The sequence below is a fragment of the Pseudovibrio sp. Alg231-02 genome, from assembly GCF_900143565.1.
Classification (GTDB): domain Bacteria; phylum Pseudomonadota; class Alphaproteobacteria; order Rhizobiales; family Stappiaceae; genus Pseudovibrio.
In genome coordinates this window covers 549,057-568,837 of sequence record NZ_FREX01000001.1, presented here as the reverse complement: position 1 = coordinate 568,837, position 19,781 = coordinate 549,057, and the positions used below count along the sequence as shown (strand labels likewise).

Sequence of the window (19,781 nt, the reverse complement as noted above, 5' to 3'; positions counted from 1 at the left end):
AAATGCCTGATATTTATCACGGGGGCGAGCTTCTCCTTTACGGGGACGTGGGCGCCTTTGGTTGGGGGGATTACTTTACCTCTGCTGAAGTAAGGAAAGCACTTGCGCACCATGGAGGCGACAATCCGATAACTGTTCGCATAAACTCGGGCGGTGGCTATGTTCGCGAGGGGAATGGGTGTTTCAACGCTCTGAGAGACCACAAAGGCAAGGTCACCATTTATGTCGAGGCAATGGCCGCTTCTGCAGCCTCTATAATTGCAATGGCTGGTGATGAGATTGTCATTCGTACTGGTGCGGAGATGATGGTTCATGAGCCCTGGAGCTGGGGCGAGGGGAATGCCAAGGCTTTTCGTGATCGCGCGGATAAGCTGGAAAAAGATGCAGCTGCTATTGCCGCAATTTATGCTGCAAGGACAGGTAAAACCCAAGAAGAAATCCTTGTCTTAATGGAAGCCGAGACATGGATGAATGGCAAGGAAGCAGTGGAGTTGGGGTTTGCATCATCTGCTGAAGGCAACCTGGCTGAAGACTATGCGCCTTTCAATTATTGCCTATATCGCAATGCCCCCGAAGAGCTGAAAAATCTCTCAAAAAACATGAACTGGAGCACTGAGGCACAGCGCTCTCCAGCGGCATCCGTCGCACAACAGACTGTCAATCAGGAGATACAGCCTATGACGACACAACCTGCGGCGGGTGCCGACTCCGCCAACTCTACGACAGACCAAACGCAGGCCAATACTGATGATGCTCAAACAGCAGAGCGTGAGCGCATCGGTAAGATCCTCAACTGCGAGGAAGCTACTGGCCGCACTGAACTTGCAAAGTACCTCGCGTTTGAGACTTCAACGAGCTTTGAGGAGGCTCAAAAGGTGCTTGCCAAGGCTGCTAAAACGGAAGGAACTGAAAAGCCTGAAGGTGATGTGCCCAACACCCAGGCAAGTGCCTATGAGCAAGAGCGGCTCCGTTCAAGCAATCAAGCCAGTAACTATGGCTCGCAAAAGACCACGACAACCGCATCTCTCAACCGCGCCGACATTTTTGCTGCTCGCAAACAGGCATAGGATTGCCCGACATGGAAACAAAAGTTCAAGGGGCCCGTAATTGGGCCTTTTTGCTGTCCGTCGCTCATGGGAATTTGAGTACGGATACGGTCACTCTTGCCGAAGGGCAGGACACTTTGGAAGCTGGAACAGTGCTTGGCAAGGTTACTGCAAATGGTGAGTACGTCATGTCACCGGCAGCTGAAGAAGCCGGGAAGGAAGGCGCTGAAACAGCAACGGCCATTCTGGCAGTTAGAACAGCTACTGCGTCAGGTCCAACAGATGCCTTGGTGGTCAATGGTTTAGCTGAGGTGAAGTCTGACCTGCTGATTTTTGACGGCAGTGTTGATGATGCCGCAAAGATTTCCGCTAAACGTGAGCAGCTGGCTGCTGCCTTCATTAAAGTTCGATAGGAGCAGCGAATATGCCAGGACTAGATATTTTTAACGATGATGCTTTCTCGGTTCAAAGCCTGACTGCAACTGTAAACCAGATGCCCTATCGACCTGGGCAGATCAGTAAATCTGGTCTGTTTGAGGAAGATAGTGTAACGACCACGATGGTTTCAGTTGAACTGAAAGATGGGAAACTGGGGCTTATTGAGCCAACTGCACGTGGTGGAGCTGGTGAGACGACCGGAGATGATGAGCGCAAGTTGATCCCATTTGAGGTCGACCATTATCAGCGTGATGATGCCGTGAAGGCTGATGAAGTTCAGAACGTTCGCGCCTTTGGCAGTGAAAACGAAGTTGAGCAGGTTCTGGACCGGGTGACATCTAAGATGGATCGTCACCTTGCTGATTGCGATATGACGATCGAGCATCAGCGTGTCGGTGCGATTAAGGGTCTGGTTAAATCCAGATCCGGGACAACTCTTCATGACCTTTACGCGCGTTTTGATATTGCTATCCCCGCATCAATTTCGCTAGATCTGGGAAATGAAGATGCCAAGGTGGATGAGCTTCTCGCCACTGATGTTCAGCATTCAATTGAAGACAGTCTGGACGCGTTTTATGACGGTTTTCACGTCTACACTGGTCGTGAGTTTCATCTGAAACTCTGGGGTCACAAGCGTATCCGCGAAACGTTCCTGGCGACAGCAGGCGCAGCTCAGCTTCGCGAGGCAGTGCCTGACACCTTTACAGTCGGCAGCTTCACGTTTGAGCGATATAAGACAGGAGCTGGCGCCAGTACCAATGCAGGTGGGGCCTATATTGCTCATAATGAGGCACGGGTTGTGCCCGTTGGAGTTCCTGGGCTGTTTATCACGCGGTTCGCACCAGCTGACTATATTGAGACCGTGAACACTCCTGGCTTGCCGCGCTATGCGAAACAGTATCCGCAGGCAAATGGAAAAGGGGTGTCTCTGGAAGTGCAGACCAACGCTATTTCGCTTTGTACTCAGCCGGCAGCCCTTCGAAAGCTGACGCTGTAAAACTCCTCCTAACAACATCTCATTGAAAGGTCTGGCGGCAATGTTTTGTCGCCGGGCTTTTGGAGTACGTCGATGTCGAAGAAGAAGAGAATTTCTCTTTATAGCTCTAGCGTTTTGAGCGGCAAATCAATGGGGAAGGATGAAGACTTTCGCCAGGATCGCGACAAACCCTTTCTTGCGCCCGAAGGCTATGCCGATCACTTGATTGCAGAGGGTTTTGCTTATGTGCCTGAGAAGACGAAGAAGTCGCAGGAAGCTCCTGTAAACTCTGGTTCTCAGAACGGCAAGTCAGCTCAGGTCCTGTCTACTGGCACTGGTGCCGGTGATGGTTCTGGTGGCTCGAAGCCTGAGGACCAGACTGGCACCAGCGGAGTTAGTGATGCCTGATCATGTCTGAGCTTGATGACCTTCGGGCTGAACTCACCGAAGAGGTGGATGACGTCATGGGAGAGCCGGTTTTGCTGGCTTTCCTTGACGGTGAACAGCGCAGCGATCCTACCCGCGAAAATACGGCGGTGAATGCGGTTTTGCGCTGTGGTGCAGGGCATGCGTTCAATCTTGCTAAGGGATCGAAAAAAGAGCGCACCAGCCTTTCTGCAGAGCCATCTTTTTTGGAGCTTTCCCGCTCTGACTATGACGGGCCGGTGCCAAAGAGTGGGGACAAGGTGCAAGCACTTTCCCGCGCTGGCCTCCCGTGGTTTGAAGTCCTTGATGTCTCTGATCGCGGTGCCTCCCGCATTATTCTTGAACTCGGAGAAGCCTAATGTCGCTTGCCCGTATTGCATTGCGTCACTGCGCCGTGGAGGCGTTAAAAACAGCAGGAACACTAGTTGGTGCCAACATCCTTGATAGCAAGGTGGCGGCGCTTCAGGTGAGTAGTGATGGAAGTTTGCGCACCGATGAGGAAGGGCCGTTTATTGCCGTTTACACGGATGTTTCTAATTCGGGCGAGTTGGGTGGTCGCTCGCTGCGCGTAAATGGTCACCTGGATCTGGTTTTTAATTTCGGTATTACAGCTGCGATGACCCAGACCAACGAGAAGGGTGAGAGTGTTGTCGTTGGGCTGGAAGTGCCTGCAACAAGTCCCAACTTTGAGTTCTTTCTTGATGCCTTAACGCGGCAAATCAAGTTCGCTCTTCTTGATCCTCAAAACCCTTGGTCTGAGCTGCTTAAGGGATTTGCTCCAGACTTTCGAGCTTGTGAAGAGCTGCGCCATGGCAATGCCCGCGATGGGGTGCGGTTGGTGAGTGGTCAGTTGCGGCTAACCGTTGAGCTGGTTGCAGATCCTGTTCCAGGAGCAGCACTGCCTGAGGCCGGGATTTGGAGCCGGTTTCTAGCCAAGCTTGCTGAAAGTGATCCGGAACAATGTGAGCGCTTGCAAGGTTTGCTTGCCTGGAACGGTCGGGAACAGGATGACCGGCTTTCCTTCCTTCATGGGCTATCTGGCCTTGAAGCGGATGCCCTGAAACTGACCAGCGCTTCCAAGACCAATCCTTCAGCAACATTTTCCAGCGAACAACCGGAAGGCACACTCAGCGCCGGTTCCCCGTAACTTGGAGCACGCGCAATGTCGCAGGACCTGCCAGACTTAATTGCTGAACTGCATTTTGAGGTTGCCGAGATCAAACGGCGGCTTGCTTCGCGCACGCGGGAAGGGGTGATTTCTGAAGTTGATGCGGCCAAAGGCAAAGCACGGGTCAGGCTGACAGATTCAGATACTCCCATGCTTACGGGCTGGCTACCCTGGACCGAGCCGGCAAGCGGCGCCAATAAGACCCACAATCCGCCTTCGATTGGTCAGCAAGTATCACTGACCAGTGAGAGCGGTGATTTAACCGATGCCCGCATTGGGTCTGCGCTGCCAAGTGAAGACAATCCCAGACCGAGCGCAAAAGGAGACGACCATGTCCTGGCGCAGGTTGGGGCTACAAAATTTATCGTTTCAAGTGGTGGCGCTAAACTCCAGCTCAGTGTTGGGAATGCGTCCATTACCTTGGTTGATGGGCGGATGACTTTCAGCGTTGCTGGTACGTCCATCACCTTGACGCCTTCAGGCATTGAGGCCGCAGGCGATGTGGATTTGAACTCCGGCTATGTGAAGTCGGAAGGCACCACAATAGACCACACCCACATTCATTCTGGAGTGACACCTGGTCCATCTAAGACCGGGGCTCCTGTCTAATTGGAGGATACTATGGAAAAAAACCGCTACCGTGTTTTGCGTGCAGGCTTCTTGCATGGAACCTATCGCCGGGAAGGCGAGGAAATTGAGTTGTTTGAAAAACAGGCTCAAGTTGATCTTCCGCCCCTTGGTAGCCGGCTTGCAGAAGTAAGCGCGAAGACCACGAAGCCGGCCCCTGCTAAAGGCAAGGCCACCTCTCGAAGAGCTGGCTAGAACATGGCCGGTAAGGACTTAAGTGAGACAACGGGCGGGGAAGTTTCTGGCTGGGCTCATGTGGTCCAGTCCATCAACCGGCTGTTCTCAACTCCAAAAAATACGCGGGTTTTTCTGCGTGAGTTTGGTTCTGACCTGCCAAGCCTGGTGGATGTGCCTTCCAATGATGCTGGCATTCTGGCGTTGTTTGTAGCTGTCGCAACTGCCCTTGAGCAGTGGGAGCCAAGGTTTTCTTTAAGCTCCCTAAACGTATCACAGGCTGAACCTGGCAAGATCCTCTTGAACCTGGTTGGCACTTATTTGCCAAGAGGCCATCACGGCGACACCACGCCGGAAGGTGGAGAGCAAACCTTATCTGTGCCGATCTCTGGCCTTTAACTCCCGACATCAGGATAACACCATGAGCCGCTTTGCTGCGCTTGATCTGGCGACACTGCCGGAACCCTCCGCTGTGGTGGAACTGGACTATAATGCTTTGCTTGAAGCACGCCTTGTTGAGCTGGACCGTCATTTGCGTGATGGCCGCTTTGAACAGGCTGAGGCTGATGAGATCATGGCACTGGCGCGCTCCATTGCAGCATCGCCCGCCCGCTATTTAAGTGAGGCAGGAGCATCGCGCGAGCTTTACATGAATGCGCGCATCAATGCGGCGGTGAAATCAGTTCTGCTTGCAACGGCAACAGGATCTGATCTTGACCATCGCGGAGCAGGGCGGGGCGTTGCCCGCTTGGTTCTGGATGACAGTGACCCTGAAAACGTCATTTATGAGGATGACGAGAGTTATAGGGCTCGCATTCAGCTGGTGCTGGAAAGCTACTCTCCCTATGGGCCGGAAGGCGCATACGTCTACTGGGCTTTGCAGGCCTCCGGTGATGTGCTGGACGTTGTGCCTTATGGGCCTGATGACAATCTGGACCCGCCAATTCCTCCTGCTGAGCCCGTGATTTGTGTTCTTTCCAGAATTGGGGACGGGGTCGCGAGTGATGCTCTGTTGGAGAGCGTTTATCGGAACCTGAAATCAGACAAGCGCAGGCCAGTGGGTGACAAGTTGACGGTTATCTCTGCGACATCTGTTCACTATGAAGTTGAAGCTGAGCTGCAAGTTGTGTCAGCTTCAACTGCTTCCATCGTTGAAGAACAAGCGCAAGCAACCTTGCAAAAGTTTATTTCAACGCGCCTTGCCATAGGTCGCCCGCTCTATCGCACCACTCTTGCTGCGGCATTGAAAGTAGATGGTGTGGAGGAGGTGATCATCACCAAGCCTGCAGCTGATGTGATGGTCGGGCCTTTCGAAGCGCCTTACGCCTCTTCTGTCAAAATCACCGTTACCTCCATCACCGGAGGGTGGCGCAATGTCTGATAAGGTTCTCCGCCAAACTGTGCTGCCACCGAACTCTGCGGATATAGCTGTGGCAATGGACCTTGTTGAAGACCGTATGTCTGGTCTTCCAGCTGAGGTTATTCGCGATTGTCTGGACCCTTTGAAAGCACCTGCAAGCCTGCTTGACCATCTGGGCTGGGAGCTTTCCGTTGATGTGTGGGACCGGGAATGGCCTGAGCAAGTCAAACGCCGTGTGCTGGCTGTCTCGAAAGAGGTGCACAAATACAAAGGCACTCCATACTCAGTTAAGACTGCTCTCACAGCTCTTGGGGTGGCAGCGCACTTGCTGGAATGGTGGCAAGTGGGCGGTTCCGGCGTTCCTGGTACGTTTGAGATTACAGCTTATGCCAATGAGCAAATCTTTGCTGATGGGCCGGTTCTGGATGCCAGGTTGCAAGAAAACATCCTGAGCACAATCTCAGCAACTAAGCCAAAGTCACGCGGTTTCAGCTTCCAGATTGGGGCGCAATTTGAGACATCGCTCAGCATTGGCCTTGCAGGCCGTTCCAACGCCTTCACACAGCCCATAGGCGCAACGGTTTTGCCCGAAAGTGGAGCTACGTTGAGCGCAGGCACAATGGCGCGTGGTGTTGCCTTCCTGGCGCAAACAGTTGAGCCGGTTCTCCCGCAAATGGGGGCCGTTCTTGGTTGTGCCGCAACTGGTCGCGGGCATTCCTTTCTTTCACTTCATGGAGAGCTTTTGACATGAGCCTTAAGGCGATCAATCCAACACTTACGCGCGCTGGCATGCGATCCATCTTTGATGCCTCAGACGCTGGCCTTCATGCCAGGATCACACACCTGGCGTTTGGTGCCTCGCGCTACACTCCAACGGGTAATGAAAACAGTCTGAAATCAGAAAAGGCCCGTGTTGAGATTGTTGGATCTCGTTATCTGGATGATTTCCAGATGGAGATCACGGCTAAGATTGACGGAGATACCGGGTTCACTCTGGCAGAGCTGGGCGTGATGTTAGAGGACGGCACCTTGCTTGCTGTCTGGTCCGATCCTGACACGCCATTAGCTCAATACACTCCAGGCGTGCCGATTGCGTTTTCTTTTGTACTGGCGCTTGCTGCGCTTCCTCAGGGTGTCATTCAAGTAACGGGTGATGTGGATCTGCAACTCTTCTTTGGTGAAGAGTTCGCCCAACTTGGCGCGGCTTTGATTGGCGAACAGTTGCGTAATCTCAAGCTTTCGACACGGGTGGTTGAGCTGGAAAAACAACGATCCGCAACTCTCGCACTCACCGCAAATACCAACCAACTACAGCAGGTCATTGAGCATCAGCAACAGCAGATTAATGACCTGCTCCCCCTCATTACCAACACCGGGGCACTAGCACTTACCAATGCCCAAAACATCTTTAAGACAAAGGAGATCCTGCAATGAGTTTGACGGGTGAAATCACCAAGCTGGTTGGCAAGGCGACAGAGCTGATTGATACGTTTGAAGCAAAAGAAACTGAGATTGATCATAAGGTTCAGGCCGCTGTAGCTGCGTTTCCTGAAACACATAAAATACTTTATGTGGATGCGTTCAATGGTGACAATAGCAACCTTGGCACCGTTGAGGAGCCTTTGCTTACCCTGCAAGGGGCCATTGAGCGAGCTCCAATCAATGGCAGCGCTGACATCTACCTGCTCTCAGACATCACTTTACCACCAGAGCGCTATTCTCTTCAAAACAAGAGCATTCAGATCTACGGCCACAGGGCGCCAAGCGGAAAGGCTAAACTCAAAGCCTCTGTCTTCGAGAAAGATGGGTCTGCCTATCTGTCTGGCTGGAATACGTTTGGTTTGAATGCAGGGTTCATGCTCCGCTTCGTCAATATTGAATTTCCAATCTACACCGGTGACCTGCCCGGTTATCATCGCTATCGTTCAATTCTGGGCAATTTTTCTGGATATGTTCAAACGCTTTCTCATTTTGCCATCTCTGATGCCGAGCTGATTTTTCCCAATGAAAATGGCTTTGGTTGGTTAGCGTGTGCAACCCATACGGGTCTGGTTTTTCTGGGTAATAACATCGTCGATGTGAACGGGAACATGTCGGGCCAATACGTGGATGGCGCCGATGCTGCGGACCCGTCAAACACCACACAACTCATCACTAATCTGGCAACGCTCTAAGGCGTTAGGAGGGTTTATCCATGGATGCCTTTGACATCACATTTAACGGTCGAAGCTACCGGAATTTCACTGCCGAAGACGCCCTTGCTGCTGGCGTGCCCCAGGCTACTATTGATGAAGCCCAAAAAGGCGCTCGTCTCACAACCATCAAAGCGGAATGCCGTAAGCGCATTTATGCCCGCGCCAGCGCTGAGACCCAGATGAACATGGCAACGGCTGCTGCTGCCATTGCTGGCAAAGTCGTTGCTGACCGAAGCGCTGATGAGGCTACGCTTTTGACCAGCACAAAGGCTGCACTGGATTGGGTGGGTGCTATGCGCTCCAAATGCCCGGAGCTTGCTGAAGACCCAGCCACGGATTTCACACAGGATGCCAGCTGGCCGGAGTGCCCGCCTGAAGTGGTTGCACTGACAGAGCAGTTTTAAGCCGCTTCCCTTCCTTTTGAGTTTCATCCGTATCCGGTCCTGTGTGGCCGGTTTTTTTATGGAGAATTGAATGGCTGATGTCAGCTTTCACCATGGGGTGCGGGTCTTTGAATCTGCTGAAAATCCCATTCTTATCGAGATTGCCCAGACCTCTACCATCGCATTGATTGGCACTGCTGAAGGTGCCGATGCTGAAGCCTTCCCTTTGAATGAGCCGGTGTTGCTTTTAGGGGACCAGAGCAAGGCGGCATTGCTCGGGGACGGAAATCTACGCGATGGCGTTGATGCGGTGTTTAAACAGGTGGGAACCTACGTGTTTGTGATCCGTGTTGCAGAAGGGGCAGATGCTGCTGCAACGCTTTCCAACGTGATCGGTGAAGCTTCCGCGCTTACAGGTATCCACGCGCTCAAAAAATGCCAGTCGGCTCATGGCCTGACACCGCGCCTGATTGCCATTCCTGGCTTTACTGGCAGCTTTGAAGATAAAGGCCTGCAATCCATCAATGTGACAAGTGGTGGTGCCGGTTATACCGATGCTACAACCGTTACAATTGCAGGTGATGGCACCGGGGCTGAGGCAATTGCAATGGTCTTGGAAGGGGCAGTCACGGAACTGGTGATTACCAAGGCCGGTTCCGGTTACACCAATGCCACAGCCACCTTGAACGGGGATGGCAACGGGGCAACTGCGACTGTCAATATTGGCGCGGTTGGCGATCCGGTGATTGCCGAGCTTGGCGGTGTTCTGGGTGAGCTTGAGGCTATCGGCATAGTTGATGGACCTGATAGCACGGATCAGGACGCGGTGAACTTTAAGGAAGTAAATGCCCACCCGCGTATCTTTATTGTTGATCCAAAGGTTGGCGACTGGGACACGGATCTCAATGCCAACCGGTTTAAGCCATCAGCGCCGTATTTTTGCGGTGTGCAGGCAAAAACGGATCGCACGCACGGATTCTGGTGGTCGCTCTCCAACAAAACAATCAACGGTGTTACGGCGGTGTCCCGCCCGATCGCGTATGGCCCCCAGACCGACTATCTCAATGAGCGCGGCATTGCCACCATCATCAATCATGGAGACGGCTTTAAGACATGGGGCAACCGGCTTTCTGGCGGGGATGATCTTTGGCGGTTTATGGCTGTGCGGCGGACCGCTGATTTCATCAATGATGCTATCCGCAGCGCTTACATAGAGTTTGTCGACAAGCCGTTCTCAAAAGCCAACCTGCGGTTCATGGTTGAGAGCGGGAATGCCTTCATGGCCAAGCTGAAGGCTGAAGGTGCGATCCTGGGCGGTAAGGTCTGGCTGGACATGGAGCGCAACACCAATGAAGCCATGGCAGGCGGCAAGATCACGCTGGCCGTGGATTTTGAGCCGCCAGCTCCCATGGAAGATATCCGCTTCATCGCTCACCGCAACATCACCTATTACACCGAGCTGTTGAACGGTGTTCTGACCACCTCCGTTTAAGGAACCCCCATGAAAGAGACACCGCAATACATCTTGCGCAACTGCACCATTTTCGTGGATCGCGATTCCAAAGTGGGCAACGCAAGTGAAATCACCATTCCCAAGCTCACGGTGAAAACTGAGAGCATGCGCAATGCCGGCATGATCAAAGAGCGCGATGTGGTCCTTGGCTATGAGAAGCTGGAAATGAGCTTCAAAATGACAGCCTTTGACCCTGAGACTTTGAAGCTCTTCGGGCTGGCAGCTGGTGTTGAAAAGGATTTTCTCGCCACCGGGGCGTTTGCTGATGAGGACGGCACCACTCATAGCGCCACCTGTTACATGCGCGGCTTCCTGCGTGAAGTCGATGCCGGAGGCTGGAAGCCAGGTGATAAATCAGAGACGGATTATCAGGTCTCGGTCCACTCAATGAAACTGGAAATCGACGGTGCCCAGATTATTGAGATGGATGATTTCGACGTGAAGATTGGCGGTGTGTCGCAATATGACAGCATCCGCAGTGCACTCCAGCTTTAAGAGACCGACATGGATCAGATCACTGTAAAACTGCAATCGCCTGTCGAGCATGACGGGCGGACCTATAACGAGCTTGTGTTTCGCGAGCCAACGGTTGCGGACATGATTGCAGCTCAAAAGTTTGAGGCAGATACGCTGGAGAGCAACGCTGTGTTGCTGGCTGCGACTGCCGGGGTGAGCCTGCCTGTCATCAAGCGCCTGAAGCTTTATGATTACAACGCGTGCGACATGCAAACGGTTCCGCTGTTTCTTCCTCCTGATAAGCGACCGGGTGAGGGCGAAGACCCAAATGCGGAAGCGGTGACGGAACAACCTTAAGCTGGCTACAGGTGGCGGCAGAGATTGCCGCTCACCTGTCCACGCCGCTCAGTCACGTGGAACAACTGTCACCGCATAAAGCCACCGACTATTTTTATGAAGCCCAGAGGATCAAGCGGGAAGCTTTTGAGACTTCCCGGCGATAATTAAAGCAAACTGGAGCACGCTATGCGCAAGATTGAAACTCAACTGAACTTGCGCGTGGTCTCCAACATGACCCGTGAGTTTCAAAAGACCACGGGTGCAAGTGCGCAGGCCGCAAAGAAGTTTGCCGAGCCATGGGTGCGTGAGGTGAAAACCCTCAACAGCAAAATGAACCAGCTCGGGGACTTCAGGAAACTGGAAGGCCAGCTGGACAGCCTGAAGAATAAAACCAAAGCAGCTTATGACACGCTCTCCGGTCGGCGCGAGCAGCTGGCAGGACTGAACAATCAGGCCAAATTGCTGGCCGGATCTTATGAGGCAGCAAGTGATCGGGTGATGCTGCTTGCCGACCGTATGCAGCGTTTTAAGGCTGAACAGGCTGAAACCAGCAAACAACTGGCGAGCAATCAGGCAGCGCGCAAAGCTCTTGAAGAGCAAATGCGAGCGGCGCGAAAAGCTAAGGAACCTATTGATGGGTTGAAGGCTGCTATTGCTGAACTGAAGGCAGAAGAGCAGGGCCTAAAATCAATTCGGGCTGCGCAGAGTGAGCAGCTTTCAGCGCTCAATGCAGAGACCAAGGAAGCAGGGCAGGAAGCAAAAACCCTTTCCAAACAGCTTGCCAGCACAACGCGTGAGGCGAAAAAAGTTGGTCGGGCCTATGGCCAAGCTGAAGAGGGAGCTGAAAAGCTCTCAAGAGAGACCAGAAAAGCTTCCAAGTCTCTTGTCGATATGAAGACCGGCATGCGTTCCGCTGGTATGAACGTAAAAGACCTGACAGCTGAAGAGCGCAAGCTGGCCGCTGCTATAGATAACACCAGTGAAGCGATCGATGCACAAAATGCCAAGCTCTCTCAGCAAAAGAAAGCGGCACAGGTGCGGGACCAGAAACAGCAGGCTATGAAAGGCAAGGCTGTTAAGGCAGCGGCTGTAGGAGCTGGCGGTGCTGCAGCTTTTTACGCCAGCAAGCAAGCTTTGCGGGCTATGTACAACCCCGTTGGTGTCGCGATCGATGTGGAAGCAGCTTTTGCCGATGTGAAGGCCAAAACAAACTTCACCGATGAGGCTGAAGAGAAGAAATACAAGCAATCGACTATTGATATGTCGACCAAAATTGCAATGCCGTTGCTTGAGTTGTTTGCCTTGCAGGCAGCTGGCAGCTCAGCGGGTATTGCCAAGGAAGACTTGCAGCAGTTCACGTCGCTTGCTGGTAAAGCGGGTGTTTCCTTTGACATTGATGGAGCGCTTGCCGGTGAAGTGCTGGCGAAAACCAGAACGGCGCTGGGAACAGATCTAGAAGGGCTGACGGATTACGTTGATGCGGTGAACCACCTTTCTAACAAAACGTCTTCGATAGCACCTGATCTGCTTAACTACTTCTCGCGTGTGGCCGGGAGTTTCAAGAAAGCAGGCTTTACTCAAAATCAAACGCTTGCGTTAGGGTCGTCAATGGTGGCCGGTGGGTTTGCCCCTGAAGTTGTAGCCACCACATTTGCGAATGTTACAAAGACGCTGACCGGTGCAGATACGCTGAGCAAAGACAAGCGAGAGGCTTTTGCGGCAGTCGGGCTTGATCCTGTCCAGGTCGCCAAGGACATGCAGGTTGATGCCTTTGGCACCTTGCTCAAGGTGGTTGAAAAGCTTGGGGAGGTGGAAAAGTACCGCCGCCTTGCAATTGAAAGACAGCTTTTTGGTGAGGAAGCGAAGGCTTTTGGTGGTCTGACTGAAAACATCCAGCGTTTGAAAGACACCTATAAGCTGGTTGAAAATGATGGTCAGTACGATCCAAAAAACGACCATGCAGGCTATCGCGGTTCTACAGAAGCCGAATACGCTTCAAAATCAGCGACCACGGCAAACGAACTGCAACTGCTTTCCAATGAGATGTATGCGCTGAAAGCGGAATTTGGTGAAACCATGCTACCGGTTGTTCGGGCGGTCTCCAAGAGTATCCGAGAGTTCCTCGCCCCATTGCGTGACTGGGTGAGAGAAAATCCGGATCAGGCCAAACTTGCAGGCACCATTGCAGCTGTTGTGGCCGGGTTGATTGCAGTTGGTGGAGCTCTGACCACTCTTGTTGCAACGGCAACAGTTGCAGCCCTTGGCCTGAAGATGGCAACCAGTAAGCTCAGAGGACGCCGTGGATCTGGTTTGCTGGGTGAACTGATACTGGGTGAAGCCGCAGATAGTGTGCTGGGTGGTGATCACAAGCAAGACAAAGCCAAAACAAAGAGCAAATCAAAAATAGGAGGAAGGGCTGGAAAGTCCCTCGCGCTTGCTGGTTCTGCCGGGATTGTTTGGGATGCTCTAAGTACTGAATTACACCTGCTGGGCAAAACGGATGAAGAAAGACAGGCTCATTATCTCCAACAGTTAGAAGACGGCGCTCAAAATGGAAAGGCGCTGAACAGTTGGATTGAAGGTGTCTTACCGGATTGGGTCTTTAAAGCCGGCATAGTGAACAATCCCGATGTCCTGCCAAAAAGGCAGGTGGCACGGGAGAAGTTTGAACAATCCAAAGCGTTTTCCGGCGATCTGGCAACAGCGAAGGAAAAGCTGGCGTTCGTTGATGACAAGATTGCCAAGGTGAAAGGGACGCCTCGGGAGGCTTCCCAGCTTATGACCCTGAACCGTATGCGAGAGCAGCTGACGCAAACAATTGCCAAGCTTGAAAAGGAACTGCAAACGTCGCAGATCGCTCAGGCGCTGCAACAAAAGGCAGACCAGATTAAAGCTGTGATGGTGCCAGCGAACGCCCCCAGAGCAAAGCCATTGCCGGCTTTTGCAAGAGGTGGTGTCACAGGCCGTGGTCCGGCGCTCGTTGGAGAAAACGGACCGGAATACATCTGGACCGAGAAGGGCCAGTATGTCTCCAACAACAACCAACTGAAGCAAATCAGAGCACTTGCGGCATCTGCTGTGATTGCAATGCCCATTGGTTTGTCTTTACCGCAACCGCCTGCTCAAGCTGCCTTGTTCACTCCGCCAACTACTCAGCAGCAAGGGGCCGGCAGTACAGCTCGTAGTGCACCGCTTGTGGGTGAGCTTCATGTACATGTGTCTGGTGGAAGTGGAAAAGACGCGCGCTCACTGGGCAAGGATGTAGGGCGAGAGAGCGTTAAAGCTATCCGCCAGTATCATTCTGATGGCGGCATGTAATCTTACAAACTTATGGAGTGGCTATGGCTGGACCAATTCCCATGGCGCTGGGGCCGTTTTTGTTTCATGCGCACGGCTTTGGCTATACCGAGCTGGAACGGACACTGGAAACCCGGTGGGCCACGCAGGAAACTGCCGGGCGTATGCATGCCCAGCAATGGACGGGCCCCGGCTCTGAAACCGTCCGCATCAATGGAGTCCTGTTTCCGCAAGAATTCGGCGGGCAAACAACGCTTGACGGTGTGCGCCTTGCTGCCAGGCAGGGCGTGCCGTTGATGTTGGTTTCTATTGGTGGGCGGGTATTTGGATCTCACACCATCCAAGGGGTTGAAGAAGCTCAAAGCCTTCATGACCGGATCGGTACGCCAGGGCAAAATGAATACACCATCGAGCTGCTGGCCTACCCCAGCAGCTTTTTTAATGTGATTGGAGCTGTCGCTTCGATCTTTTAACTCAACTCACGGAGCACACATGGCGGAACTGATTGAGGTAGATATGGAGCGCCCTCTGGATCTGATCTGCTCACAGTATTACGGGCATACCAGAGGCAGCGTTGAAGTGGTGTTGGCGGCAAACACCCACCTTGTGGGGCTCACACCTATTGTGCCGCGTGGAACCAAGATTGCTATGCCGGTTTTAAGCGGTAATGAGACAACCACGCTGAAGCTTTGGGATTAGACAATGCGGCCAATCGTAAAAGTTTCTATCGATGGCAAACCCGTTTCAGGGCTGTTTCTGGAGCGCTTGATTTCCATCCGTGTGGTGGACCGTGAAGGTACGCGATCAGATACCGTTGATCTGGAACTGGAGGATGGTCCTCCCTTTGTCGCCCTGCCAAAGCCGAAAGCGAAGATCAAGGTTTGGATGGGGTATGCCACCAGTGGTCTGGTGTACAAAGGCGAATATACGGCCAGCGAAATTGAGGTGCAGTGCCTGCCGTATCTCCTCAATGTGCCAGGACAAGGCGCGGATGTAACGGAAGACCTGAAGACCCAGAAAGAACGCCATTTTGACAACAAGTCGGTCAAAGACATTGTGAAGCAGATAGCCGGTGAGCACGGACTAAAGCCTGTCATTGATGATGCAGTAGCCAGCCACGTTTATGAGTGGCTCGGTCAGCAAAGTGAATCGGATATGCACCTGCTTGAACGGCTTGCCCGGCGCCATGGTGCGCTGTTTGCTATCAAAGATGGCCGGCTTGTTTTTGCCGAAAAAGGAACCGGCAAAAGTGCGAGCGGAAAGGAACTTCCTGTTCAAACCATCTCGCAAACCCAGATCATTGAAGGGTCGTGCCGCGTGCGGTTTGGAGATCGTGGCCGGTACAAGACGATTAAAGCGTACTATCAGGACCCGAACAAAGCCCGCCGTGTCGGTGTTGAGGCACAGGGCGATGCGAACGGGAAGGGCACCTACAAGATCCGTGAGACCTTCAGTTCTGAAGGCGAGGCAAGAGAGGCTGCTAAGGCACGTGCCAAAGAGCTGCTGCGCGGTGAGGTGACCACAACAGTTTCAATTGAGGGCAGACCTGATTTTCTGGCCGGGCAACCATTCACATATGCGGGTGTGCGCCCTGGTGTGGACGGGTTGGAGTTTATCGCAGAAGGCGTCACCCACAGTTACTCAAAAGGCGATGGGTTACTGACAGAAATTGAAGGCAAGGCCAAAGCGAGAAACGACACTGCCTGACCGGCAAAGAATAGCATCCTCAGGCTACCAGGTTTGAATAAACAGCTTTAGCTTTCAGGAAAACCAACCGTAGTTGATGCCAATCAGAACTAGGATCACGATGGAAAGGCCGATAGAGGCGATTGCCAGTTTATCTTGCGTTGACATGATTGTGCTCCTATATTGTAAGCCAAGTAGACCCTCTGTGTCAGAGAGGGCCTACCGGCTTCAGGTTACCAGTGGTGTATGATGTTCGCTAAGAGCATCAGGGCCACGATAATCTGAAGGAGAATTGCGAGAAGCTGTAACTTCATATGCTTTTCTCCTTTGTGGCGGGGATGGCCAATCCATCCCCATCACCACACTCTTCTTATACTGCATTTTGCAGAGACATTCAGCTCCTGGTTGCGCATTTCGCAACTCATCCACCCGCCCTCCGAGGCGGGTTTTTTATTGGAGTAATTCCCGTGAACATCACTGAACTTGAGAGCGTGGAGGGCTTTGCCGCCTTCTGTGAGGGCCTCAACCTGCGCCATTTCGCGCCCCATGAGCTGCTGAGCAAGGGGAAAGCGCATGAAACACCCGGGCATCCCGGTTACGGCCTTAACGCAGATCCGCCTGCAGAGCTCTGGCCCAACATTATCCCCGCCATCACCATGGCTGATAGAATGAGAGAACACTTCGGACGCCCGGTTGTCATTCTCTCTGCCTATCGCTCTGCGGCCTACAACACGGCCATTGGCGGAGCCTCCCGCAGCCAGCACCTGAAGTTTGCCGCGCTGGATCTGAGCTGTCCGGGCATCACCCCGCGAGCCTGTTTTGACTGGCTCGGCATCCAGCGCGATCGCGGCGTGTTCGTCGGTGGCCTCGGCCTTTACCGCAGTTTCATCCATGTGGACGGGCGTGGCACCAACGCCACCTGGGACAACACCTGACGGCCACACCTCACTCATAAAAGGAACCTCTTTGATGCAACGGATCATTTCCCTTGCAATGGGCCTGTGCGCCCTTTGCTTTGCCGCCCTGAGCTTTGCCAGCACTGCGCTGGCCGCTGATGAGGGCAGTTACACCATCGACCTTGCGCCACTGGCAGAGGCTGTGATGCCCACGCTCATCGCTCTGCTGGGGGCGCTTGTCTCGGCAGCTCTGGCGTGGGCGGCGCGATTGCTGCACCGATACCTGGGTGTATCGCTGGATGAACGCCACCGCAAAACTCTGGAGGAGATTGTCGTTTCCAAACTGCGGCAGATGCTGACAGATGCCTATGAGGGCAACCGGGCATCCATGCGCATCCACTCCCGGTCCCAGCTCCTGGCCGAGGTTGCAGGTTACGCCACCAGAAAAGCCCCCGACGCCATCCGCCATTTCAAGCTGCAGCCGGATGATCTGGCCGAGTTTGTCTCTGGACGCGTGGGTCCCAGAACCTTGCAGAAAATCCAGCAGGGCGATCGGGCAACCGGGCAGGGCAACACATGAGCCAGCTGCTGCGTGTCTTCCTCAAAGCCGTGGTCGAGGCGCTGTTTAGCCGTCTTGACCAGAAACGTGCGCAGGCTCGCACCGATCGGCTCAATAAGACGGAGGAGCATCATGACTTTGAGCAGCGGGCCAGAGAGGCCGAGGCTGCGGCCAATCGCGAGCTGCTGGATGATAGCCCTGGTGATGTGCCTGAGCGCCTGCGCAAGCACGGGCTCTGATCCGTCCCCGCCAACACAGCCCGCTGGGTATGACTGGCGCTTTCCCACTCCCACGCTCCATCCCTACAGCCTGACGTACTCCGCCGCTGTGGCACAGGAGCTGGAAACCCTGCCACGGCACGCAAAGCTGCGACAGATCACAGCGCACTATCAGGCCCTGCGACGGGCTGTGTGCATCATCGACACATGGCAGCAACCGGCCTGCCAAACCTTAAGAGGTCACCATGAAACATCTTCTGACAGCAGTGCTGTGCCTGACGATCTGGGCGAGCGCGGAGCAGGGGCTGGCCAAGAGCCGGACGCTGCCCGGGCCCTACACCGCCAGGACAATTAAAGTCGTTGATGCCGATACGCTGCGCGTGTTTGTGGAGGTCTGGCCCATGGACTTCAAGCGTGTGGATGTGCGGCTGGAGGGCATTGATACGCCGGAAAAGCGCAGCACCGGCTGCACCGCGCTCTATGGCGGCAAGGCGGCGAATGTGCCGGCGCATATCAAGACCCATGAGAAGCAACTGGGCGTCAAAGCAACCGAGTTTGTGAAGGCCCATGTAAAGCCGGATGACACCTTGCTGCTGACCGGGGTGAAGCTTGGCAAATATGCGGGCCGCGCCGTGGGCAAACTGGCCCTGAGTGATGGGCGGGATCTGGGAGCACTGCTCATCCAAAACGGCCATGCGGTGACTTACGACGGCGGCACCAAAGCAGCGCCGTGGTGTCTGGACAACTAAGCCCGGCACAGGAAAAGACGCTTCAGCCCGGCCTCACACGATGCCGGGTTTTCTTTTGTTTTGAGGAGAGGGCTGCATGATCACCCGCAACGAGATTTCTACCGCCGCAGCCTTAGGCTCTGCCTGGATCGCCAACATCTGGGAGGGCTATGCAGAACCGCTCCTGCAGGCCGCAATAATTCTGCTGACCGTGCTCGGCGCCGCCTTCGTGGTCTGGCTGAGGTTTCTGGATATTCAGCTCAAAAGAAAGCAATTGCGGGAGAAGAATTAGAACTCTGAAGACCCTGAGACGGCTGATGACACCGGACATGTGATGGTGGCGGCGGAAGGTACGGTGCTTCACACCACAGGGGACACGCAATATCTGACCATTATTGACTGCAGTGAAGTGAGGGCGGACAAGTCATCCGGCGTCAGCCAAAGAACCATTTCCATGAAGCCCTCTGATGGCAGATAGCATGTCTCGCTCGCCTGTGATGACGATCCTCAAAGCGAGCTTGATCACATCAATGTCTTGAGGCTTAAATGACTTTGCTCTTGACCGCAGCCACCATGCTTTGGCTGCGGTTTTTGAATACAACGATAAGTTAGTCACTTATAGCTTCATCTTTTGATGCGAACTCCCAACCGGTGGTATGAAGAAAATCCTTTCCTAAAGTACTTGTTTCGTATCCCATAGCGTCTGAAACTCCGCCCCAACCTGCAGGCGCTTGGATAAGCATTCCATCTGCAACTAGTTGTGAGACATAAGCTTTATCTAAGTCGGCGAGTGTTTTTATGTTGTACTTTATAGCTGCTTCTTGCTGTATGTCTTGCTGTTTATGGAACCGCTCCAACAGCATGAAATGCCTTACTTCATAAGTATTTAACAGCCGCATAAATAGTCGGTTTCGCGCTTGAGTACTTTCATCAGATTTGAATGAGGCAAAGACTACACGGGCAATTTGCTCGATGCTTTCTCTGTTGGGAGTTCTTGAAGCAGCGATAAAACCCTCTTGAATAATATGAGTTTCAGAATCCTCTAACTTCAAATCCTTAATGTTAATCTCTAAATCACTAACTCTCTTTTCAAGCATTTGAATAAATGCCTCGATCCGATCAGAGCGCCTATCTCTAATAACAGTATCAAGGTACTCAGCAATCGCCCCACCAACAAAGGGAGTTAAACTCGCAACTGCTTTAACTGCTGGTTTTATGTCATCTGCTGCCGTTGGCTCTAAACTCGGCATTTCGGTTCCGGACATATACAAACTCCAAATGAGAAAATAAGTTTTA

General features: G+C 53.3%; 27 protein-coding genes. 26 read left to right on the top strand and 1 reads right to left on the bottom strand.

Features of this window, described 5'->3' with window-relative positions:
* The first annotated feature begins 2 nt into the window (after positions 1-2).
* The 26 genes from DHN43_RS02370 to DHN43_RS02240 all read left to right on the top strand — a co-directional run bounded on the left by DHN43_RS02370 (position 3) and on the right by DHN43_RS02240 (position 18,777).
* Positions 3-1,067 (top strand): head maturation protease, ClpP-related, encoded by a 1,065-nt coding sequence (locus tag DHN43_RS02370; protein WP_108817607.1) that lies wholly within the window; start codon positions 3-5, stop codon positions 1,065-1,067.
* 11 nt (positions 1,068-1,078) lie between these two features.
* On the top strand, positions 1,079-1,459 hold the full coding sequence (locus DHN43_RS02365; protein ID WP_108817606.1) for a head decoration protein: 381 nt from the start codon (positions 1,079-1,081) through the stop codon (positions 1,457-1,459).
* Between the two features lie 11 nt (positions 1,460-1,470).
* A complete protein-coding gene (locus DHN43_RS02360) occupies positions 1,471-2,481 on the top strand; it encodes a major capsid protein (RefSeq protein ID WP_108817605.1) in 1,011 nt (336 codons plus the stop codon).
* 72 nt (positions 2,482-2,553) lie between these two features.
* Entirely contained in the window at positions 2,554-2,868 is a 315-nt protein-coding gene (locus DHN43_RS02350; RefSeq protein WP_159096777.1) for a hypothetical protein, read from the top strand.
* Positions 2,869-2,870: 2 nt separating this feature from the next.
* Complete coding sequence (locus DHN43_RS02345) at positions 2,871-3,245, top strand: hypothetical protein (protein WP_108817603.1); 375 nt, start codon at positions 2,871-2,873, stop codon at positions 3,243-3,245.
* A complete protein-coding gene (locus tag DHN43_RS02340; protein ID WP_108817602.1) occupies positions 3,245-4,033 on the top strand; it encodes a hypothetical protein in 789 nt (262 codons plus the stop codon). The genes DHN43_RS02345 and DHN43_RS02340 overlap by 1 nt, the downstream gene beginning before the upstream one ends.
* A 15-nt stretch (positions 4,034-4,048) precedes the next feature.
* Entirely contained in the window at positions 4,049-4,663 is a 615-nt protein-coding gene (locus DHN43_RS02335; RefSeq protein ID WP_108817601.1) for a phage baseplate assembly protein V, read from the top strand.
* Positions 4,664-4,675: 12 nt separating this feature from the next.
* Positions 4,676-4,876: a hypothetical protein gene (locus DHN43_RS02330; RefSeq protein ID WP_108817600.1), complete on the top strand. Its 201-nt coding sequence runs from the start codon at positions 4,676-4,678 to the stop codon at positions 4,874-4,876.
* Between the two features lie 3 nt (positions 4,877-4,879).
* Positions 4,880-5,254 carry a GPW/gp25 family protein gene (locus tag DHN43_RS02325; RefSeq protein WP_108817599.1) on the top strand — a complete coding sequence of 125 codons (375 nt, stop codon included), beginning with the start codon at positions 4,880-4,882 and terminating at the stop codon, positions 5,252-5,254.
* 22 nt (positions 5,255-5,276) lie between these two features.
* Positions 5,277-6,236, top strand: coding sequence for a baseplate assembly protein (locus DHN43_RS02320; RefSeq protein WP_108817598.1), 960 nt, complete (start codon positions 5,277-5,279; stop codon positions 6,234-6,236).
* Positions 6,229-6,966: a phage tail protein I gene (locus tag DHN43_RS02315; RefSeq protein ID WP_108817597.1), complete on the top strand. Its 738-nt coding sequence runs from the start codon at positions 6,229-6,231 to the stop codon at positions 6,964-6,966. Before DHN43_RS02320 ends, DHN43_RS02315 begins: the two co-directional genes overlap by 8 nt.
* Complete coding sequence (locus DHN43_RS02310; protein WP_108817596.1) at positions 6,963-7,649, top strand: phage tail-collar fiber domain-containing protein; 687 nt, start codon at positions 6,963-6,965, stop codon at positions 7,647-7,649. The genes DHN43_RS02315 and DHN43_RS02310 overlap by 4 nt, the downstream gene beginning before the upstream one ends.
* Positions 7,646-8,389, top strand: a complete 744-nt coding sequence (locus tag DHN43_RS02305; protein WP_108817595.1) for a hypothetical protein — start codon at positions 7,646-7,648, stop codon at positions 8,387-8,389. The genes DHN43_RS02310 and DHN43_RS02305 overlap by 4 nt, the downstream gene beginning before the upstream one ends.
* Positions 8,390-8,409: 20 nt before the next feature.
* Positions 8,410-8,814, top strand: a complete 405-nt coding sequence (locus DHN43_RS02300; RefSeq protein ID WP_208994793.1) for a hypothetical protein — start codon at positions 8,410-8,412, stop codon at positions 8,812-8,814.
* A gap of 70 nt (positions 8,815-8,884) precedes the next feature.
* Positions 8,885-10,285: a phage tail sheath C-terminal domain-containing protein gene (locus DHN43_RS02295; protein ID WP_108817594.1), complete on the top strand. Its 1,401-nt coding sequence runs from the start codon at positions 8,885-8,887 to the stop codon at positions 10,283-10,285.
* A gap of 9 nt (positions 10,286-10,294) precedes the next feature.
* Positions 10,295-10,801 carry a phage major tail tube protein gene (locus tag DHN43_RS02290; RefSeq protein WP_108817593.1) on the top strand — a complete coding sequence of 169 codons (507 nt, stop codon included), beginning with the start codon at positions 10,295-10,297 and terminating at the stop codon, positions 10,799-10,801.
* A 9-nt stretch (positions 10,802-10,810) separates the two neighbouring features.
* Positions 10,811-11,119 (top strand): phage tail assembly protein, encoded by a 309-nt coding sequence (locus DHN43_RS02285; RefSeq protein WP_108817592.1) that lies wholly within the window; start codon positions 10,811-10,813, stop codon positions 11,117-11,119.
* A gap of 168 nt (positions 11,120-11,287) precedes the next feature.
* Positions 11,288-14,419 carry a phage tail tape measure protein gene (locus DHN43_RS02280; protein ID WP_108817591.1) on the top strand — a complete coding sequence of 1,044 codons (3,132 nt, stop codon included), beginning with the start codon at positions 11,288-11,290 and terminating at the stop codon, positions 14,417-14,419.
* 23 nt (positions 14,420-14,442) lie between these two features.
* Positions 14,443-14,871, top strand: coding sequence for a phage tail protein (locus DHN43_RS02275; RefSeq protein ID WP_108817590.1), 429 nt, complete (start codon positions 14,443-14,445; stop codon positions 14,869-14,871).
* Between the two features lie 19 nt (positions 14,872-14,890).
* A complete protein-coding gene (locus DHN43_RS02270; protein WP_199914760.1) occupies positions 14,891-15,097 on the top strand; it encodes a tail protein X in 207 nt (68 codons plus the stop codon).
* Positions 15,098-15,100: 3 nt separating this feature from the next.
* Positions 15,101-16,105 carry a phage late control D family protein gene (locus DHN43_RS02265; RefSeq protein WP_108817589.1) on the top strand — a complete coding sequence of 335 codons (1,005 nt, stop codon included), beginning with the start codon at positions 15,101-15,103 and terminating at the stop codon, positions 16,103-16,105.
* A gap of 317 nt (positions 16,106-16,422) precedes the next feature.
* Positions 16,423-17,019, top strand: a complete 597-nt coding sequence (locus DHN43_RS02260; protein WP_159096776.1) for a D-Ala-D-Ala carboxypeptidase family metallohydrolase — start codon at positions 16,423-16,425, stop codon at positions 17,017-17,019.
* Between the two features lie 34 nt (positions 17,020-17,053).
* Complete coding sequence (locus DHN43_RS02255) at positions 17,054-17,560, top strand: hypothetical protein (protein ID WP_108817587.1); 507 nt, start codon at positions 17,054-17,056, stop codon at positions 17,558-17,560.
* The gene (locus DHN43_RS02250) at positions 17,557-17,778 is read left to right on the top strand and encodes a hypothetical protein (RefSeq protein ID WP_108817586.1); all 222 of its coding nucleotides are present in this window, start codon (positions 17,557-17,559) and stop codon (positions 17,776-17,778) included. The genes DHN43_RS02255 and DHN43_RS02250 overlap by 4 nt, the downstream gene beginning before the upstream one ends.
* Before the next feature lie 224 nt (positions 17,779-18,002).
* On the top strand, positions 18,003-18,506 hold the full coding sequence (locus DHN43_RS02245) for a thermonuclease family protein (protein ID WP_108817585.1): 504 nt from the start codon (positions 18,003-18,005) through the stop codon (positions 18,504-18,506).
* Positions 18,507-18,582: 76 nt separating this feature from the next.
* A complete protein-coding gene (locus DHN43_RS02240) occupies positions 18,583-18,777 on the top strand; it encodes a hypothetical protein (RefSeq protein ID WP_063288283.1) in 195 nt (64 codons plus the stop codon).
* 316 nt (positions 18,778-19,093) lie between these two features.
* Here DHN43_RS02240 and DHN43_RS02235 read toward each other — a convergent pair whose 3' ends face one another.
* On the bottom strand, positions 19,094-19,750 hold the full coding sequence (locus DHN43_RS02235; protein ID WP_108817584.1) for a hypothetical protein: 657 nt from the start codon (positions 19,748-19,750) through the stop codon (positions 19,094-19,096).
* Between the last annotated feature and the right edge of the window lie 31 nt (positions 19,751-19,781).

Excerpts from the sequence above, each read along its gene's own strand:
- DHN43_RS02325 (WP_108817599.1), top strand. The coding sequence starts at position 4,880 with ATGGCCGGTAAGGACTTAAGTGAGACAACGGGCGGGGAAGTTTCTGGC.
- DHN43_RS02265 (WP_108817589.1), top strand. The coding sequence starts at position 15,101 with ATGCGGCCAATCGTAAAAGTTTCTATCGATGGCAAACCCGTTTCAGGG.
- DHN43_RS02335 (WP_108817601.1), top strand. The coding sequence starts at position 4,049 with ATGTCGCAGGACCTGCCAGACTTAATTGCTGAACTGCATTTTGAGGTT.
- DHN43_RS02340 (WP_108817602.1), top strand. The coding sequence starts at position 3,245 with ATGTCGCTTGCCCGTATTGCATTGCGTCACTGCGCCGTGGAGGCGTTA.
- DHN43_RS02315 (WP_108817597.1), top strand. The coding sequence starts at position 6,229 with ATGTCTGATAAGGTTCTCCGCCAAACTGTGCTGCCACCGAACTCTGCG.
- DHN43_RS02365 (WP_108817606.1), top strand. The coding sequence starts at position 1,079 with ATGGAAACAAAAGTTCAAGGGGCCCGTAATTGGGCCTTTTTGCTGTCC.
- DHN43_RS02370 (WP_108817607.1), top strand. The coding sequence starts at position 3 with ATGCCTGATATTTATCACGGGGGCGAGCTTCTCCTTTACGGGGACGTG.
- DHN43_RS02235 (WP_108817584.1), bottom strand. The coding sequence starts at position 19,750 with ATGTCCGGAACCGAAATGCCGAGTTTAGAGCCAACGGCAGCAGATGAC.
- DHN43_RS02345 (WP_108817603.1), top strand. The coding sequence starts at position 2,871 with ATGTCTGAGCTTGATGACCTTCGGGCTGAACTCACCGAAGAGGTGGAT.
- DHN43_RS02240 (WP_063288283.1), top strand. The coding sequence starts at position 18,583 with ATGATCACCCGCAACGAGATTTCTACCGCCGCAGCCTTAGGCTCTGCC.
- DHN43_RS02280 (WP_108817591.1), top strand. The coding sequence starts at position 11,288 with ATGCGCAAGATTGAAACTCAACTGAACTTGCGCGTGGTCTCCAACATG.
- DHN43_RS02285 (WP_108817592.1), top strand. The coding sequence starts at position 10,811 with ATGGATCAGATCACTGTAAAACTGCAATCGCCTGTCGAGCATGACGGG.
- DHN43_RS02255 (WP_108817587.1), top strand. The coding sequence starts at position 17,054 with ATGCAACGGATCATTTCCCTTGCAATGGGCCTGTGCGCCCTTTGCTTT.
- DHN43_RS02260 (WP_159096776.1), top strand. The coding sequence starts at position 16,423 with ATGGCCAATCCATCCCCATCACCACACTCTTCTTATACTGCATTTTGC.
- DHN43_RS02245 (WP_108817585.1), top strand. The coding sequence starts at position 18,003 with ATGAAACATCTTCTGACAGCAGTGCTGTGCCTGACGATCTGGGCGAGC.
- DHN43_RS02295 (WP_108817594.1), top strand. The coding sequence starts at position 8,885 with ATGGCTGATGTCAGCTTTCACCATGGGGTGCGGGTCTTTGAATCTGCT.
- DHN43_RS02290 (WP_108817593.1), top strand. The coding sequence starts at position 10,295 with ATGAAAGAGACACCGCAATACATCTTGCGCAACTGCACCATTTTCGTG.
- DHN43_RS02305 (WP_108817595.1), top strand. The coding sequence starts at position 7,646 with ATGAGTTTGACGGGTGAAATCACCAAGCTGGTTGGCAAGGCGACAGAG.
- DHN43_RS02360 (WP_108817605.1), top strand. The coding sequence starts at position 1,471 with ATGCCAGGACTAGATATTTTTAACGATGATGCTTTCTCGGTTCAAAGC.
- DHN43_RS02310 (WP_108817596.1), top strand. The coding sequence starts at position 6,963 with ATGAGCCTTAAGGCGATCAATCCAACACTTACGCGCGCTGGCATGCGA.
- DHN43_RS02275 (WP_108817590.1), top strand. The coding sequence starts at position 14,443 with ATGGCTGGACCAATTCCCATGGCGCTGGGGCCGTTTTTGTTTCATGCG.
- DHN43_RS02350 (WP_159096777.1), top strand. The coding sequence starts at position 2,554 with ATGTCGAAGAAGAAGAGAATTTCTCTTTATAGCTCTAGCGTTTTGAGC.
- DHN43_RS02270 (WP_199914760.1), top strand. The coding sequence starts at position 14,891 with ATGGCGGAACTGATTGAGGTAGATATGGAGCGCCCTCTGGATCTGATC.
- DHN43_RS02320 (WP_108817598.1), top strand. The coding sequence starts at position 5,277 with ATGAGCCGCTTTGCTGCGCTTGATCTGGCGACACTGCCGGAACCCTCC.
- DHN43_RS02250 (WP_108817586.1), top strand. The coding sequence starts at position 17,557 with ATGAGCCAGCTGCTGCGTGTCTTCCTCAAAGCCGTGGTCGAGGCGCTG.
- DHN43_RS02330 (WP_108817600.1), top strand. The coding sequence starts at position 4,676 with ATGGAAAAAAACCGCTACCGTGTTTTGCGTGCAGGCTTCTTGCATGGA.
- DHN43_RS02300 (WP_208994793.1), top strand. The coding sequence starts at position 8,410 with ATGGATGCCTTTGACATCACATTTAACGGTCGAAGCTACCGGAATTTC.